Raw genomic sequence first — 18,056 nt, 5'->3', positions numbered from 1 at the left:
TCACGCCTCGCCGTCCCCGCCCCGCAGGACCGCCTCCCGGTCCTCGGCGGGCGCCTCGTCGGGGGCGTCCGCCGCAGCGGGCCCGGACGGTTCCGGCTCACCCGCCCCCGGCACGTCCGGCTCCTCGTCGGCGACCTGCGGCAGCAGCGCCCGCAACCGCTCGACGAGCGCCCCGCGCGCCTCCTCCCCGAGATCGACCCCGTCCAGCGCCGCCAGCGCCTCCAGCGCCGTCGACACCTCGGTCCTCCCGGTCTGCGCCCGCTGCCGGGGCAGCGTCGCGGGCCCCTCGCCCGGCGACCACCGCATCGGCAGCACCACCGGCTCCACCCCGGCCACCGCCCGGTCGAACAGCCGCAGCGCCTCGTCCACCCGCAACGGCCGCGACCCGCCCACCTCGGGCTCCCCGGCCAACGGCCCCCACGCCAGCGCCAGTCCGGCCGACCCGGACCGCCGCCGCGCCAGCGCGATCCCGGCCAGGAACGCCCACGCCGCGGCCTCCTCCGGGTCCCCGCCCAGCGCCCACCGCGCCGACCCGCACAGCACGAACAGGTCCAGGTCGCCGGCCGCCTCGTGCAGCCGCCACGCCCGGTCGAACGCCTCGCCCGGCTCCCGCGCCACGTGCACCACCCCGGTCACCGCGTGCTCGCCCAGCGCCCGCCGCACCGCCACCCCGTCCGAGAGGTCGAGGTCCAGCACCACCGCGCCCAGCTCCTCCCGCAGCGCCGCGACCGCGCACGCGTCCCGCCGACCGGCGATCACCACCCGCCGCCCCCGCCCGGCGAGGTGCCTGGCCAGCGCGGTCCCGACCGGTCCGCCGCCGACCACCAGCACCGCGCCCGCGTCGGCGCGCGGCCCCACCAGCACGACCTTCCCCGCCTGCCCCAGCGCCTCGGGCGCGCGCCGCACGTCCCACGCGGTCGCGGGCAGCGGCTCGACCCCCTCGGCGACCAGCCGGGACAGCATCCGCTGCACCCGGTCCGGGGTCACCTCGGCCAGGTCCAGCACCCGGTGCCGCACGGCAGGGAACCCGGTCAGGTCCGGTGCGGCCGAGCCCAGCTCCACGAAGTACCCGCCTGGCCGCACCAGCTCCAGCGAGGCCGCCGCGAACTCCTCGGGCAGCGCGTTCACCACCACGTCCACCTGGGGGAACCGCTCGCGGAACGCCAGGTCCAGCGACGACGCGACCCGCTCGGCGGGCAGGTCCGGCGCGTGCCGCCCGTCCGGGTGCGCGGTCGCCCACACCTCGGCCCCGGTGGCGCGCGCCAGCAGCACCACCGCCGCGCCGACCCCGCCGGGCGCCGCGTGCACCAGCACCCGCTGCCCCGGCTGGAGGTTCACCACGTGCCGCAGCGCGTAGTGCGCGGTCAGGAACGCCGACGGCACCGACGCGGCCTCGGCGAACGACCACCACGGGGGCACCGGCACGAGCGAGCGCTGGTCGACCACCACCTCGGGGGCCGCCGATCCGTCCGCGAGGCCGAACACCCGGTCGCCGACCGCGAGCCCGTCCACGTCCGCGCCGACCTCGGCGACCACCCCGGCCAGGTCCGCGCCCAGCGGGACCCCCGGTCCGGCGGCGGGCAGCGCGCGCACGTCCCGGAGGCCCACCCCGGACGCGTGCACCGCCACCCGCACCTCGTGCGGCTCCAGCGCGGCCAGGGGGCGCGCCACCGCGACGACGCCCTCCGCGCCGACCTCCAGCCGCCACGGCCCGTCCGGGACCTCCAGCGCGGGCTGCGGTTCGGCGACCAGCCGGGGCGCGAACGCCGTCCCGCCGCGCACCGCCACCTGCTCCCGCCCGGTCGACACCGCGCGTTCCACGTCCTCGGCGCGCTCGGCGTCCACCAGCACGATCCGCCCTGGGTGCTCGACCTGGAGCGCGCCGACCAGCCCGCGCAGCGCGGCGCCCGCCGGGTCGACCCGGTCCTGCCCGCGCGCCGCCACCGCGTCGCGGGTCAGCACCACCAGCAGCGGGTGCTCCGCGAGCCGCGCCACGACCTCCGCCCGCGCCCGCCGCGCCTGCTCGGCGCTGTCGACGCCCCCGCGCCGGTCCAGCACGGCGAACCCGCCGACCGGACCGCCGCTCGGGCACGGCTCCCACACCTCGTGGAACAGCGCGCCCCGCCGTTCGGCCACCGCCGCCGCGCGCGGCTCCACCGCGCCGATCGACGCGACGGGCGCGCCCTCGGCGTCGGCCAGGTCCAGCCGCGTCCCGCCGGGGGAGCGCAGCAGCCGCGCCCGCAGCTCACCCGGCGCGCGGCCGGGGTGGTGCAGGACGACGTCGTGCCACGCGTGCGCCAGCGGGTCGGGTGGCGCCGCGCCGAGCAGCGCGGCGGCTTCCAGCAGCGCCGGGTGGATCAGCCACTCCTCGGCCGGAACCCCTCGCGGCAGCACGAGTTCCGCGTACCGGGCGGTGTCGTCCCGCCACACCGCGCGCACCCCCCGGAACGCCGGTCCGAGCCCGGCCGGGTGCGCGACCGGCTCCGGTTCCGCGCCCGCGGGCGGCCACTCGGCCGGGCCCCACGCCTCACGGTCCACAGTGGACTCGGCGGGAACCGGCTCGGCGAGAACCCCGGTGGCGCAGCGCGTCCACGCCCCCTCGTCCTCCCGCGCGTGCACCACCAGCTCCGCCCCGTCGACCCGCGCGCGCAGCGCCACCGGTCCGTCCAGCCCCGGCGGCGCGTGCACCACCAGCTCGGCGACCCCGCCGCGCCCCGTCCGCCGAGCCGCGTGCAGCGCCAGGTCCAGCAGCGCCGCGCCGGGCAGCACCGCGACCCCGTGCGCGGTCCGGTCGGCCAACCACGGCCGCCCCGAGACCCGCCCGGTGAACACGACCTCGGCGCTCTCCGGCACGTCCACCCGCGTGCCCAGCAGCGGGTGCCCGCCCTCGTCCAGCCCCAGCTCGCCCGGCGCGGTCGACGCCCGGTGGTCGCGCGGCGGCAGGACCTCCCGCTGGAACGGGTAGGTCGGCAGCTCCACCGCTCGCCCGGCCGGGATCAGCCCGGTCCAGTCCACCGGCCGCCCCGCGCCGTGCGCCCGCGCCAGGTCCGCCAGGAACGCCTCGGCGCCCGCCCCGTCCGACCGGACCACCCGCAGCGGCCCGGCGTGCTCCGCCAACCAGGTGAGCGCGGCGTGCAGCCGGACCGGGCCGCGCAGCTGCCGCGCCCAGTAGTCCGCCGTGCCGAAGTCCTCGGCGGGCGCCCCCACCAGCGTCGACACCACCGGCAGCGCCGGGGCGCGCACCACCAGCCGCTCGGCGACCCGCGCCAGCTCCCCGACCAGCGCGTCGCAGTGGTGCGAGTGGAACGCCCCGCCCGCGCGCGGCTGCTCCACCGGGCGGCCCAGCGCCTGCCAGTGCTCGACGACCGCCGCGACCGCGTCCGCGTCACCGGAGACGACCGCGCTGTCCGGACCGGTCACCGCCGCCACCGACACCCGTTCCCCCAGCGCCGCGACGACTTCCGCCTCGCTCGCCCCGATCCGCGCCATCACGCCCGAGCGGGGCAGCGCGGCGAGCAGCCGGGCGCGGGCGGTCACCAGCGCGGTCGCGTCGGGCAGGTCCAGCACGCCCGCGAGGTGCGCGGCGGCGACCTCGCCGACCGAGCGGCCGACCAGGTGGTCGGGCGTGGCGCCGTGGTGCTCGTAGAGCCGGAACAGCGCCACCTGGAACGCGAACAGCGCCGGTTGCGCGACCTCGGGCAGGTCCAGGTCGCCGCCGTGGAACACCAGGTCGGTCAGCGGGACCTCGAACCGGGCCGCCACCTCGTCCCACGCCGAGGCGAACACCGGGAACGCGTCGTACAGGTCGCGGCCCATGCCCGCGCGCTGCGCGCCCATCCCGGACAGCAGCAGCACCGACCCCGCCGGCCCAGGCTCGGGGCGGAAGTCGGCCAGCGCGGCGAGCAGCTCGGCGCGGTCCCGGCCGAGCAGCACCGCGCGGTGCTCGAAGTCGGCGCGGGTGGCGAGCGAGCGGCTCACGTCCGAGGGCGACCACGAGGTGGTGGCCAGGTGCGCGCCCAACCTGGCGGCCTGCTGGCGCAGCGCGCGCGGGGTGCGGGCGGACAGCAGCCACGGCACCGGGCGGTCGGGACCGGCGTCCTCGGGCTCGGGCTGCGGGTCGGGCCGGGGTTCGGGCTGCTCCAGCACCAGGTGCGCGTTCCCGCCCGCCTCGGACGCGGAGAGCCCGACCCGGCGCGGCTCCGGCCACTCCCGGCCGTCGTCGGACGGCGGCAGCAGCCCGTGCCGCATCGCCTGCGCCACCAGGACGATCCCGGTGATCCGGCCGTCGAACCCGGCCCGCTCCGGGACCTGCTCCTCGGTGAGCCCGGCGGCCTCCAGCGCCCGCAGCACCACCCGCCGCCTGGCCGGGACCCCTCGTCCCGCGACGTCCCCGCCGCCGTCCGAGTTCACCGCCGACCCGCGCACCACGACCTGCGCCCCGCGTCCACCCCGCACCGCGTCCGCCAGCCGCTCCAGCACCAGCACCCCGGTCCGCCCGTCCGCGTCGACCCCGCCGACCAGCGCCAGCACCGACTCCCCGGACCGCAGCGACTGCGCGGCCAGGTGCACCGCCACCAGCTCCGACCCGTCCGCGACGCCGATCGACGGCCCCTCCAGGGCCAGCGCCCGCACCACCCGGCCCGGCGGCTGACCGCCGGTGAACACCCCGGTCGCGGTGCCGCGCAGCGCGCGCGGGTCGATCCCGGCCCGCTCCAGCGCCTCCCACGCGGTCTCCAGCAGCAGCCGCTCACCCGCGCCGACCTCGGCGGCCTCCTCCGGCGACAGGTCGAAGAACGCGGCGTCGAACCGCTCCGCGTCCACCGCCCCCGGCGCGGGCGGCTCGCCCGCGACCAGCCGCTCCCACAGCGCTTCCGGCGTGCCGACCCCGCCGGGCAGGCGGCACGCCGTGCCCACCACCACGACCGGTTCCAGCGCGGGCCGCGCGCTCTCGGCCCGCTCGTCGGCCGCCGCACCCCGGCTCAGCAGCACCGCCAGGTGGTCGGCCAGCGCGGACGGCGTCGGGTGGTCGTAGACGACCGTCGCGGGCAGCCGCAGACCGGTGGTCGCGATCAGGTGGTCGCGCAGCCGCACCGCCTCCAGCGAGGTGAACCCCAGCTCGCGGAACGTGCGGTGCCCGTCGATCCCGGCCGCGCCGCGCTTGAGCACCGCCGCGACCAGGTGCGGGACCAGGGTGTGCGGGTCCGGCTCGCCCTCGGTGACCGGCAGCCCGGCGGAACCGGGGCCGCGCCAGAACCTCCGGTGCTGGAACGCGTAGGTGGGCAGCTCGACGTGCCCGCCCCGGCTGCGCCAGAGCACCGGCGTGCCGCCCGCCCACACCTCGGCCAGCGCCTCGGCGAACGCGACCGCGTCGTCCGCGCCCCGGCGCAGCGCGCCCAGCGCGACGTCCGGGTGCGCCGGGTGCGGGCCGACCTCGACCACCGCGCCGAGGCCCTCGGCGCGCAGCGCCAGCAGCGCCTCGTCCAGCAGCACCGGGTCGCGCAGGGTGGTGTACCAGTGCTCGGCGTCCAGCTCGGAGGTGTCCAGCAGCCCGCCGGTGACCGTGGAGCAGAACGGGATCGCGCCCTCGCCCGGCCGCACGTCCGCGAGCAGCCTCACCAGCTCCTCGTGCGCCCGCTCCACGTGCTCGGTGTGCGCGCCGCGCCCGCCGAGCGAGCCCGCGAGCACCCGCGCCCGCAGGCACACCACCCGCGCGGCCTGCGCCAGGTCGAGCCCACCGGCGACGTGCGCCGCCGCCACCTCGCCCTCGCCGCAGCCCACGACTGCCGCCGGGGACACCCCGTGGTGCTCCCACAACCTGGCTAGCGCCACCTGGAACGCGAACAGCGCCGGCTGCGCCACGTCGGACCCGGTCAGCGGACCGCCCTCGCGCAGCGTCCGCAGCACCGACCAGCCCAGGTGCTCGGACAGCGCCGCGTCGCACTCGGCGAGCGCCTCCGCGAACACCGGGCTGGTGCGCAGCAGCTCCCGGCCCATGCCCGGCCAGTGGCCGCCCTCGGCGGGGAACAGCAGTACGACGCGGCGCGCGGCCGGGTCGACCTCCCGCACCGCCAGGTCGCGCAGGTTCCGCAGCAGCTCGGCGCGGTCCCGGCCGACGACGGCGGTGCGCCGCTCGAACCCGGTGCGGGCGGCCAGCGACGCGGCCACGTCCGCCGGGGTCCAGTGCGGCTGGTCGACCAGGTGCGCGTGCAACCGGGCCACCTGGGCGCGCAGCGCCTCCGCCGTGCGCGCGGACAGCGGCCACACCACCGGGACGTCACCATCCACAGTGGACCTAATCGGCGCTTCGGGGGCCTGCTCCAGCACCACGTGCGCGTTCGACCCGGACGCCCCGAACGACGACACCCCGGCCCGCCGCACGCCGGGCCACGGCCGGGCGTCCCGCGCCGCGCCGCCCTCGCGCTCCACCGGGAGCAGCCCGTGCCGGATCGCCTGCACCACCTTGATCACCCCGGCGACGCCCGACGCGGCCAGGGTGTGACCGGTGGCCCGGCGCAGCGACCCCACCCGCACCGGCGTCGGCCGGTCGTGCCCGTACGCGGCCAGCAGCTCCGCGCCCTCGCCCGGATCGCCGGAGGTGGCCTCCACGGCGGTGACGTCCCGCGCCGCGAGCCCGGCCTCCGCCAGCGCCGCGCGCACCACGCGCTTGCGCGCCGCGACGCCCCCGGTGACCGCGCTGCCCGCGAGCACCGCCAGCACCGGCCGCCCGGCGCGCCGCGCCTCGGACAACCGCTGGAGCACCAGCACGCCCACGCCCTCGGCCCGCTCCGCGCCACCGGGCGCGTCACCAGCCGCGACCCCGCAGGCCAGCGCCAGCCCGGACTCGCCCGAGCGCAGCGACCGGGCCGCCAGGTGCACGGCGACCAGCGACGACGAGTCCGCCGCCGCGACGGTGATCGCCGGACCGGACAGGCCCAGCGTGCGCGACACCCGAGCGGAGGGATCACCGCCCTGGGCGCCGTCCTGAGCCGTGGTTCCGGTGAACACGCCCGCCGGACCGCCGCGCAGCGCCTCCGGGTCGACGCCCGCGCGCTCCAGCGCCTCCCAGGCGACCTCCAGCAGCAGGCGCTCGCCGGAGTCCATGGCGGTGGCCTCGCTCGGGCTGATGTCGAAGAACGCCGCGTCGAACTCGTCGGCGCCCGGCAGGCCACCGCTCGCGGGCGCGTGCCCGGCGTCCAGCAGCTCGGCGACGTCCCAGCCCTGCCGCGCCTCGGTTCCGCCGCACAGCACCAGGTCCCACAGGTCGTCCGGGCTCTCGACGCCGCCGGGGAGCCGGCACGCCATGCCGATCACGACCACCGGGTCGTCGGCCGGGGGAGCGGCGGGCCGCTCGACGACCTCCGCCGGTGGCTCCGGCAGCTCGGGCTCTTCCTGCGGCAGCTCCTCCGGAAGCGCCCGGGGCGCTGGGGCCTCGGTGAACGGGGCGCGCGGCGGCGGGGCCCCGTCCAGCGCCACCAGGACCGTGTGCGGGGTGGCGCGGGCGGTCTCCAGCAGCTCCGGCACCCGCGCCGGGTCGTCCAGGCCGACCGCCTGCGCGGGCAGGCCCAGCCCCTTGCGGTGCACGGCCAGCGCCTCCAGGAACGCCGCCACCGCCGCGTCCGCCTGCCCTTGGGGACGTGCCGACGGCAGCAGCAGGAAGAAGTCCAGGTCCCGGTGCCTGGTCACCTCGTGCAGCGCCCACGCGGTCCCGGTCGCCGAGCGCAGCGCCGCCGACACGTCCGCCACCGGGCGCGGCGCGTGCACGACCCCGGTGGGGCGGTGCGCGTCGACCAGCCTGGCCAGCGCCCTGGCGTCGTCCGGGTCGCCCGCCTCGACGGTGACCGCCGCGCCGTGCTCCTCCAGCTCCCGCCGCAGCTCCCAGGCGTCGTGCACGCGCCCGACCAGCACCAGGTGGTCGTGCTGCGGGGCCAGGTGCCTGGCGACCGCCGCGCCCAGCCCCTCGGTGCCGCCGACCACCAGCACCGTGCCGCGCCTGGCGCGCGCCGGGGCGGTCAGCACGACCTTGCCGGTGTGCCCGCCCGCCGCCAGGTGCCGCAGCGCCTCGCCCGCGCGCCGCAGCTCCCACGCCCGCAGCGGCAGCGGCTCCACCCCGTCGGACAGCAGCCGGGCGAACACCGCGACCAGCACGTCCGGGTCCACCCCGGCCAGGTCGAACCCGCGCCACCTCGGGTCCTCGCGCGGGCCTGCGCCGTCCACGTCGACCAGCAGACCGGTCGGGGACAGCAGCGCCAGCGAGGCCGTCGTGCTCTCCGGATCGCCGCCCAGCACCACGTCCACCTGCGGGAAGCGGTCCAGGAACACCAGGTCGCGCGAGGAGGCCACCCGCTCCGGCGGCACGCCCATCGCGTGCAGCGCGGGCCACTTGTCCGGGTGCGCGGTCGCGAACACCTCGGCGCCCGCCCGGTGCAGCAGGTGCACCGCGGCCGACCCGACCCCGCCCGCCGCGCGGTGCACGAGCACCCGCTGGCCCGGCCGCACGCCCGCGAGGTGGTGCAGCGCGCAGTGCGCGGTCAGGAACGCGGACGGCACCGACGCGGCCTCGGCGAACGACCAGCCGTGCGGCACGTGCGCCAGCAACCGGTGGTCGGCCGTCGCGATCGGCCCCAGGCACCCGTCGACCAGCCCGAACACCGGGTCGCCGACCCGGAACCCGAACACGTCCTCGGCCGTCCCGGTCACCACGCCCGCCGCCTCGCGCCCCAGCGCGGTGCCGACCGGGGCGGTGCGCGCCGCGTGCACGTCCCGCAGCCCGAGCCCTGCGGCCCGCACCGCGATCCGCACCTCGCCTGGCGCGAGCGGGCGCAGCGGGCGGGCCACCGGGCCGACCCCGTCGACCAGCCCCGGCTCCACGACCTCCAACCGCCACGGCCGCACCGGCTCGGGGTGGAGGTCGGCGGGGAGCAGCTCGGGGACCAGCGCGACCGCGCCGCGCAGGGCGATCTCGGGCTCGTCCAGGGGGAGCAGGGGCGCGAGGTCCCCGTCGCCGTCGACCAGCGCGACCCGGTCCGGGTGCTGCTCCCGGACGGCGCGCAGCAGGCCCCAGAGCGCGGCGGCGGTCGGGTTGGGCAGCTCGCCCGGCAGGGCGGCGACGGCGCCGAGGGTGCGGACGACCAGGCGGGCGGTCGGGTCGCCCGCGAGGCGGGCGAGCACGCGCTCGGCGACGAGCTTCGGGACGGGGGAGGGCTCGCGGTGGTCGAGCACGACGGTGGTGAGGGGGTGGGGGGTGTCGTGCGGCGCGTTGCCGAAGTGCGCGCTGTGGTTCGACGGGCTGTTGGGCTGGGTGCTGCCGAACTGGACGCTGTGGTTCGACGGGCTGCCGAACTGGACGCTGTGGTTCGATGCGCCGCCGAACTGGACGCTGCCGAACTTGCGGTTCGACGCGCCGCCGAACTGCGCGCTGCCGGGGCGCGAGCTCCCAGCGAACGCATTGCCCGTTGACGAGTTGCCCGCTGGCGCGTCGCCGGTGCGCGTCTTGTGGTGCGGGTCGATCCGGGTCCAGCTCCGGGTGAACAGCCCGTCCGCCACGCCCCCCAGGAACTCCACCTGGTCGACCTCCAGCACCGGCCGCCCGTCCTGGTCGTGCGCGGTGATCCGCACTGAGTCCCGCCCGATCCGCTCGACCCGCGCCCGCAACCCCGTGCCACCACCCCGCCGCAACCGGACCCCCGACCAGCGCAGCGCCAGCGGCGGCGTGGAACCGTCCAGCAGCACGGCCTGCAACACCGGGTCGAGCAGCGCCGGGTGCACCCGCCAAGCCGTCCCCGGCACCCCGTCCGGCTCCACCTCGACGTGCAGCACCCGCCCGTCCTGCCACACCCCGCGCAACCCACGGAACGCGGGCCCGCGCCGCACACCCCTGGCCGCGAGGACGTCGTCCGCGTCGGTCAGGTCGACCGGGATTCCCGGCGGCAGGACGACGGCCGCACCCTCGGACCGCTGGTCAGCGGCGGTGCTTTCCCCGGACGGGTGTTCTTCGGATTGGTGCTCTCCGGACACGTGCGAGCGGTTCGCGACGTCACTAATCTTGGAGTTGCCCGCCGAGTGGTCGTACGAGGCGGGCACACCCGCAACGCGCTCGCCCACCGCGTGCTCGTCCGCGACGCGATCGCTCACCACGTGACCGCCGCCCGAGCCGCTCCCGAGGCGCGCCGGACCGGTAACGCCCTCGCTGGCTGCGGCGCCCTCGTGCGCCGCGTCGGGGCCAGCGTCGACGTGAACCGCGCCGGTGAGCCAGGAGCCGGTGGACGCGGCGTAGACGCGCCCGACACCACCGCCCCCACGGCCGGTGCCGGACACGTCGACGCCGGTGGCCACCACATCGGTGACCACCGGGTCTGCGGTCGCCGCACCGATGGCTGCTGCCAGCGGGCCCGAGCCTGTCGGGCCGGTAGTCGCTGTGTTCGCGGTCGCCGGGCTGGTGGTTACCGGGCTGGTGTTCGCAGGGCTGGTGGCCGCTGGGCTGGTGGCTACTGGACTGGTGTTCGCCGGGCTGGCAGTTACCAACCCGGTAACCGCCCAACTGGTGGTCGCCGGACTGGTTGTCGTCAGGTGGATAGCCGCTGGGCTGGTAGTTGCCGGGCTGGCAATCGCTGGACCGGTAGCCGCTGAATCGATGGTCACCGGGTTGGCGAGCGCTGCGCTGGCAGCTGAATTGGCGGTCGTTGGGCTGGCGGTCGTCGGGTTGGTGGTTGCCGGGTTGGTGTTTGTCGGGTTGGTGGTGGCTGGACCGGTGGTTGCCAGACTGGCGGTCGCAGGGCTGGCGTGTGCTGGATCGACGGTTGCTGGCCCGGTGGTCGCCGGGTTCGCGGTCGCTGTTCCGGTGGAACCACCGTCGGGTTGGGATGTTCCGGCGAGCGTCGTGGTGTTGGGCGCCTCGTCAGTGGTCCCAGTGCCCGTGCTGTCCGCTGTGGTGATGTGTGCGGTGGCATTGCTGTCTGGTGCTGTGTCGCTGGTCGTTGTGCTGTCAGGGGTCGTGTGGTCGAGCGTTGCGCCGTCCGGTGCTGCGCCGTGAGGTGCTGCGCTGTGGAGCGCCGTGCTGCTTGTGGAGGAGGTGTTGCCGTTCGCTGTTGGTGTCGTTGCCAGCGCTGTTCCGGGTTCGCTGGTTCCGCGTGTGCTGGTTGCCAGCGTGCTGATCGCGGTTGCCGTGGTTCCGGTCGTCGCGCCTGTGCCTGCACCAATGCCCGCGCCTGCGTTCGTGCCCGTGCCTGTGTTCGTGCCGGTCTCTGCATTCGCGTTCGTGCTGCTGCTCGTGCTGCTCGTGCTGCTCGTGCTGTCTGCGTTGGCCTTGCTGTCTGCGCTGCCAGTGCTGCCTGAGTTGGTCGTGCTAGCCGTGGTGGGTGCGCTGTCTGTGCTGATCGTGGTCGTCGCACTGGTTGTGTTGACCGTGGCTGTGGCGGCTGTGCCAGCAGCGCTGGCAGTGGCGGTTGCCGTGGTGGCAGCGGCAGTGGCGTCGGACGTGGCTGTGGTGGCGGGTGTGCTGGTTGTCGGTGTGCGGAGTTGGGCGGTGGCGTGGGGGAGCCACTCGTCTGACTCGCGCACGTGCAGCACCAGCGTGCCGTTGTGCGGGTTGGCGGTCAGGCGGAGTGCGGTGCGGCCGGTGAGCGGGAGTGGTTCGTGCAGGAGGAGTTCTGCCAGTTCCGCGTCCAGCACTGCCGCTACGTGCAGGGCCATGTCCAGCACCGCCGCGCTCGGCAGCACCGGCACGCCGCCCACCTCGTGGTCGGCCAGCCAGGGGTGGGCCTGCGCGGACAGCACGCCGGTGAACACGATCTCGCCTGAGCTGGGCACGTCGACGCGCGCGGTCAGCAGCGGGTGGCCGCCGGGTTCCACGCCCAGGTCGCCCGGTGCCGCCCCGGTGTCGGGGGTGGGCCAGTAGCAGCGGCGTTGGAACGGGTAGCCGGGCAGTGGCACGCGGCGTGCTGCGGGCAGCAGGTCGGTCCAGCGCACCGCGCGCCCTGCCTCGTGCGCGCGGGCCAGGCCGGTGAGGAAGTCCGCGACGCCGTCCGCGCCGGGGCGCGTGGTCGGCAGCACGGTGATCTCGCCGTGCCTGCGCCGCGCCCACTCCAGCGCGTCGTGGAACCGCACCGGTTGGCGCAGTTGCCGGGCCCAGTAGCCCGCCGTGGCGAACCGGTCCGCAGGCCTGCCCTCCAACGTCGACACCACGGACAGCGCGCACGGCCTCGGTTGCAGCCCGGTCGCCACGATCGCCAGCTCCACGGCGACCGTGTCGCAGTGGTGCGAGTGGAACGCGCCGCCGGTGCGCAGCACGTTCGCCTGCCGCCCGCGCGCCCGCCAGTGGTCGACCAGCGACAGCACCGCGCCGGGGTCGCCGGACACCACGGCGCTGTCGGGCGAGTTCACCGAGGCCAGGCACACGCCGTCGCCGAGCAGCGGTTCCAGCTCCTGCTCGGTGGCCTCCACCGAGGCCATGAGCCCGTCCGGCAGCAGCGCCACCGCGAGCCGGGCGTGCGCGTCGAGCAGCGCGAGCGCGTCGGCCAGGTCCAGCGCGCCCGCGAGGTGCGCGGCGGCGACCTCGCCGACCGAGTGCCCGACGAGGTGGTCGGGGGTGACGCCGTGGTGCTCGTACAGCCGGAACAGGGCGACGTGGAACGCGAACAGCGCCCGCTGCGCCACCTCGACCCGGTCCAGCTCATCGGACGGCCCGTGGAAGGCGACCTCGGTGACCTCCGGCGGGCACACCTCGTCCCAGGCGCGGGCGAACACCGGGAACGCGTCGTGCAGGTCGCGTCCCATGCCGACGTGCTGCGCCCCCTGTCCGGACAGCGGCAGCACCACCCCGGCCACCCGACCGGGCGCCACGCGGTCCAACTGCCCGACCAGCTCGTCCCGATCCCGCCCCAGCAGCACGGCCCGGTGCGCGAACCCGCTGCGACTCACCAGGCTGACCGCAACCTCGGCCGCCGACGCCTCGGGGTGCGCGTCGAGATGGGCCCGCAACCGGAGCCCGTGCGCCCGCAGCGCTTCCGGCGACTTCGCCGACAACACCCACGGCGTCAACGGCAACCCCGCACCACCACCCGGCGCCTCGACGACGGGCGGCTGTTCCAGCACCAGGTGCACGTCCGTGCCGAACCGCCCCAGCGACGAAACCCCGACCCGCCTCGGCTCCGGCCACGACACCGGCTCGACGAGCGGCACGAGTGAGGAGGCGATCCCGGAGACGGACGTGGGTGCGGATACCGACGTGGGTGCGGATACCGACGTGGGCGTGAAAAAGGACGTTGGCCCGGATACGGATGTGGACCTGAAAGCGGATGTGGGCGTGGCCCTGGACTCGGCTTCGGCCCCGGACTCGGCTTTGGACTCCGGTTTGGGCTCGGCTTTGGACCTGGGGCCGGATTTTGGGCCAGTTCCGAGGGCTGGTTCGGAGTCAGCGGTGGTCGTTGGCGCGGAGGTAGGCGTGGGAGCGCTCTCATCGGCAGGTGTTGGTGGGGTGGCTTCCGGTGCGGGTAGGTGCGGGGTGGCGGGAAGGGTGCCGTGGCGCAGGGCTTCGACCAGTTTCACCAGTGCTGCGGCGCCTGATGCCGCCCCCGTGTGGCCGGTGGTGGAGTGGAGCGCGCCCAGGTGGACCGGGTGTGGGTTCGTGCCGTAGACGGCGTGCAGTGCGGTCAGTTCGGCTTGGTCTTCGGCCGGGGTTCCGGTGCCGTGGGCTTCCACGGCGTTGATCTCGTCCGGGGTGAGTCCGGCCTGGGACAGGGCTCGGCGGATCAAGTGTTCTTGTGCGGCGGGTTGGGTGTCCTGCGCGTGCGGGGCGGGGGTGGAGGGGATCTGTGTGAAGGGGGCCTGATCGGAGAAGGAGGAGGAGGCTGTGGATCGTGGGGTGTCGGACGTGCCCACCGCGCTGCCGCGCACCACGGCCAGGACCGGGTGTCCTGCCGCGAGTGCGTCGCTCAGGCGTTCCAGCACCAGCACAGCCACGCCCTCGGACCAGCCGGTGTCGTCGGGATGCTCGGAGAACGGTTTGCGCTTCGGGCCGTCGACCTCGCGCTTGGTCGCCTCGAGGGTGGTCAGGACCTCCACACCGCCCACCAGCGCCAGCGCGGACTCGCCGGAGCGCAGTGACTCGCTCGCCAGGTGCACCGCCACCAACGACGACGAGCACGCCGTCACCACGGTCACCGCGGGTCCCACCAGGCCCAGTGCTTGCGCCACCCGACCGGACGTGGCGCTCGGGCAACCGCCTGGCGCGTCGGGGTGGTCGGCGCCGGTGCCCACGAACGTGCCGGTCGTGGTGGCGCGCAGCGTCGTCGGGTCGATGCCCGCGTCTTCCAAGGCCTCCCAGGCGGTTTCCAGCAGGAGGCGTTGGCGGGGGTCGGTCGCCAGGGCCTCGCTCGGGCTCAAGCCGAAGAACGCGGCGTCGAACTCGCCCGCGCCGTCCAGGTAACCGCCCGGACCGCCGCTCTCCCAGCCCCGGTCCGCAGGGGGGAGGGGGACGATCGCGTCACCGCCCTCGGACAGCAGCGCCCACAGCGCACCGGGGGAGTCCACCCCGCCGGGCAGGCGGCAGGCGGTGCCCACGATGGCGATCGGCTCCACACCCAAAACAGCGGGAGCACCGGAAACAGCGGGAGCACCCGGAACAGCGGGAACACGGGAAGCGTCGGCATCGGGGACGGCGGGAGCAGGAACGGTGAAAGTGGGAGAGTCGGAGGGCACGACCTCGGGATCGGGCACCTCGGGAGCGCGGACCTCGGGCTGCTCGGTCGCTTCCAGGTCGACCTCAGCCGGGGGAGTGCCGTCCGGTTCGACGCCATCCGGTTCGACGCCATCCGGTTCGACGCTGTCCAGCTCGACGTCCTCCGTTTCGTCGTCATCGAGTTCGTCGTACTCGGGTTCCGTGTCGAACCGGGCGTCTTCCGCAGGCATCTCATCGGCCCGGTCGAACTCATCCGGTTCGAACTCATCCGGTTCGCGCTCGTCCCCGTCGACCTCGTGCTCGACCGGCTCGTCCGCGTCCACCCCCAGCTCGTCCAGGCTGAACCGCACCGTCTCCGCGTCGGCGGAGACCCCCACCGGCTCGAAGAAGTCCGTCGCCTCCGGGTCTCCCACCCCCTCCGCAACCCCCAACCAGCAGTCCTCCCGCTGGAACGGGTAGGTCGGCAGCGGCACCCGTCGCGCGTGCGGCACCAGTCCGCGCCAGTCCACCGGCAGCCCGCCGGTGTGGGCCCGCGCCAGCCAGTTCAGCAGCGCGGACGGCCCGTTCGCCGTCGACGGGATCGGCAGCAGGGCCGGGTCGTGGGCGTGCAGCCACGACGTCGCGCGGTGGAACAGCACCGGGGCCCGCAGCTGCCTGGCCCAGTAGCCGGGGGTCGCGATCTCGTCGGTCGGCTCGCCCAGCACGGTCGACACCACCGGCACCTGCGGCGTCCGGAACGTCAAGGTCGACGCCACCGCCGCCAGCTCCGCCACCATCGGGTCGCAGTGGTGCGAGTGGAACGCCCCGCGCGTGCGCAGCCTGCCCGCGTCCACGCCCGCCCGCCGCCAGCGCTCCACCACCTCGTCGACCGCCGCGCCGTCCCCGGACACCACGGTGGCGTCCGCCGTGTTCACCGCCGCCACGCCCACGCCGGGCACGTCCCGCAGCGCCGCCGCGACCTCGGCCGCCCCGGCGCGGATCTCCGCCATCGCCCCGTCGGCGGGCAGCTCGCGCAGCAGCCCGGCCCGCGCGCGCACCAGGGTCGCCGCGTCCCGCAGGTCCAGCACCCCGGCCAGGTGCGCGGCGGCGACCTCGCCGACCGAGTGGCCGACCAGGAAGCTCGGCCGCACCCCGTGCGCGGCCAGCAGGGCGGCCAGCGCCACCTGGAACGCGAACAGCGCGGGCTGCGCCACCTCCGTGCGGTCCAGCTCCTCCTGCGACCCCTCGAACACCAGCTCGGTCAGGCCGGGGTCCAGGTGCGCGCACGCCCCGTCCCACGCGCGCGCGAACACCGGGAACGCCCCGTGCAGCAGCCTGCCCATGCCGACCCGCTGGCTGCCCTGCCCGGACAGCAGCAGCACCGCTCCGGACCACGCGGGCTCCTCGGTGATGCCGCCGAGTCCGTGCAGCAGCTCCTCGCGGGTCGAGCCGACCACGGCGGCCCGGTGCGCGAACGCGGTCCTGGCGCGCGCCAGGGTGTGCGCGACGTCCGACGGCGTCCAGTCCGGCTCGCCCAGCAGGTGGTCGGCCAGCCGCGCGGCCTGCTCGCGCAGCGCCTCGCGGGTCGCCCCCGACAGCAGCCACGGCACCACCGGCTCGCCCACCGGTTCGGGGGCGGGCGTGCGGGCGGGGGCCTCGCCGAGCACCAGGTGGCAGTTCGTGCCGCCCACGCCGAACGCGCTCACGCCCGCGACCAGCTCACCGCCCCACCCGCCGTGCCACTGCGTCAGCGAGGTCTGCACGCGCAGGTTCAGCAGGTCCAGGTCGAGCGCCGGGTCCGGCTCCCGGAAGTGCAAGCTCGGCGGCAGCTCGCGGAACCGGATCGCCAGCGCCGCCTTCAGCAGGCCGACCGCGCCCGCCGCGCCCTCCAGGTGCCCCACGTTCGTCTTGGCCGACCCGACCGGCAGCGGCGAGCCGGGCGGGCGGGCCGCGCCCAGCACCGAGCCGAGCGCCAGCGCCTCCGCCCGGTCGCCCGCGCGGCTGCCCGCGCCGTGCAGCTCCACGTACCCGACCGCCGCCGGGTCCACGCCCGCCGCCCGGTACGCCGCGCGCAGCACCTCCCGCTGGCCCGCCGGGTCGGGGCCGTCGTGCGGGCCGTCGCCGGTGACCGCGCCGCCCAGCACCACGCAGTGCACGTCGTCGCCGTCCGCGAGCGCGGTGGCCAGGTGCTTGAGCACCAGCACCACCCCGCCCTCCCCGCGCCCGGAGCCGTTCGCGGACGCGTCGAGCACCCGGCAGCGCCCGTCCGGGGACGTCCCGCCGAACTCGCCCGACCGCGCGCCCTCCGGCGCGAGCACCAGGTCCACCCCGCCCGCCAGCGCCACCACCGACTCGCCCGAGCGCAGCGACTCGCACGCCAGCTGCACCGCGACCAGGGACGACGACTGCGCGGTGTCCACGACCAGGCTCGGCCCGCGCAGCCCGAACGCGTGCGACACCAGGTCGGCGATCACCCCGCACCGCGCGCGGTCGTCGGCGGTGACGCCCAGGAACACCCCGACGCCGAGGCCCGCGAGCGCGCCGGGCACCGCGCCGCTGTCCTCCACGGCCTCCCAGGCCAGTTCGAGGGCCAGCCGCTGCCTCGGGTCCATCGCGCGCGCCTCGTCCTCGGACACGCCGAAGAACTCCGCGTCGAACCAGTCCACCCGCTCCAGCGCCCCGCCGCGCGCGCCGGGGCCCCACCGGTCGGCGGGCGCGACCCCGGTCGCGTCCGCGCCCGCGCGCAGCAACCGCCAGAAGGCGCGCGGGTCGGAGGCCCCCGGCAGGCGGCAGGACGCGCCGACGACGGCGATCGCCTGCTCGGCCCGGTGCTCGGCCGAGGCGTCCCACTGGGTCGGTGCGCGGTCTGGTTCGGGCGGCAAGGTGCGACTCTCCGGCTCGTCCTGGGCTGGTCCTGCGCTGGTTCCTGGGAACGGGACCCGCGCGGCCGGCGCCGGGACCGGTCGGCGCCCGCCGACCGGTCAGCGCCTGCCCGCGCCGTACCGCCGGGATGGTTGTGTCCGCTCACGGGGGTGCGCAACCGCGCGGGGAGCGGTTGACCGGATCGGTTGACACACGGGCGGGTTTTGCTGTGTGGCTGCCCGGTTCCGCGCCGGTGATCTGGTACCGGCGAGCCCCTGTCCGAGGTGTCCGGATCGTGGCGCCCGTCCGCAGGGGTGCGCGGGCCCGGCGGAGCGCTCCGGCCCACTACCCCTGGTTCGGTGAGCGCGCACCTCCCTTCGGTCTGGGCCGAAAAGATTGTCCGGTGATCACGGCCGGGGGGAACCTGGGAGCGCGGGCAACCGGGGGTGTCCGGTCGAGGGTGGCGGCGGATCCAGGGGGGCGGTCCCACGACCGCCGGGGGTGTTCCGACCTGCCTCTTTCGGGCTCGTGCCGTCCGCGT

Annotated in this window: 1 protein-coding gene; it reads right to left on the bottom strand. The window is 76.7% G+C overall.

Translation table 11 applies throughout. The features are described from left to right. A complete protein-coding gene (locus LV78_RS14380; RefSeq protein WP_253845770.1) occupies window positions 1-17,535 on the bottom strand; it encodes a type I polyketide synthase in 17,535 nt (5,844 codons plus the stop codon). Window positions 17,536-18,056 lie beyond the last annotated feature (521 nt).

It is taken from the genome of Actinosynnema pretiosum, from assembly GCF_024171695.1.
Lineage (GTDB): Bacteria > Actinomycetota > Actinomycetes > Mycobacteriales > Pseudonocardiaceae > Actinosynnema > Actinosynnema pretiosum.
This window is presented reverse-complemented; position numbering and strand designations above follow the sequence as displayed.